Source organism: Bradyrhizobium manausense, assembly GCF_001440035.1.
Classification (GTDB): Bacteria; Pseudomonadota; Alphaproteobacteria; order Rhizobiales; family Xanthobacteraceae; genus Bradyrhizobium; species Bradyrhizobium manausense.
Genome location: NZ_LJYG01000004.1, coordinates 89,679 through 90,558, shown reverse-complemented (window position 1 = coordinate 90,558; position 880 = coordinate 89,679). Strand labels below are relative to the sequence as shown.

The 880-nt window shown below is 67.6% G+C and carries 2 pseudogenes; both read left to right on the top strand.

What is annotated here, in order from left to right:
- Positions 1 to 107 precede the first annotated feature (107 nt).
- Positions 108 to 596: pseudogene (locus tag AOQ71_RS46875) on the top strand (signal recognition particle receptor subunit alpha); the annotation flags it as partial.
- Between the two features lies 1 nt (position 597).
- Positions 598 to 880 (top strand): annotated as a pseudogene (locus AOQ71_RS46870) (signal recognition particle protein); the annotation flags it as partial.

The window sequence follows — 880 nt, the reverse complement described above, 5'->3', positions numbered from 1 at the left end:
GACCGGCCCTGGAGGCCGGAGGTCAACGCCCGACAGCGCGATGCGCCCTCGGGCGCAAAGGTGTTTGGAAGATCGCCATTCTGGCGAGCAGGACAAGGACAACTTCATTGTTCGACAATCTGTCGGAACGGCTTGGTGGCATTCTCGATCGTCTGACGGGGCGCGGTGCGCTGACCGAAAAAGACGTCGATGCCGCAATGCGCGAGGTGCGCCGCGCGCTGCTCGAGGCCGACGTTGCGCTCGAGGTCGTGCGCAGCTTCACCGAACGCGTGCGCGAGCAGGCGATCGGCGCCACCGTCGTCAAGTCGGTCACGCCAGGCCAGATGGTGGTCAAGATCGTCCATGACGAGCTGATCAACACGCTCGGCGCCGAAGGCCAGACCATCGACGTCAATTCGGTGCCGCCGGTGCCGATCATGATGGTCGGCCTGCAAGGCTCGGGTAAGACCACCACCACCGCCAAGCTCGCCCGCCGCCTGGTCCAGCGCGACAAGCGCAAGGTGCTGATGGCCTCGCTCGACGTCTATCGCCCGGCGGCGATGGAGCAGCTCGCCGTGCTCGGCCGCGATCTCGACATTCCGACCCTGCCGATCGTGNGGGCCAGCAGCCGCCGCAGATCGCAAAGCGCGCGCTGGAGGCCGGCAAGCTCGGCGGCTACGACATCGTGCTGCTCGACACCGCCGGCCGCACCACGCTGGACGAGGAGATGATGGCGGAAGCAGCTGCGATCAAAGCGGCTGCGAACCCGCACGAGGTGCTGCTGGTTGCGGACAGCCTCACCGGCCAGGACGCGGTGAATCTCGCGCGCTCGTTCGACCAGCGCGTCGGCCTCACCGGCATCGTGCTCACACGTGTTGACGGCGACGGCCGCGGCGGCGCC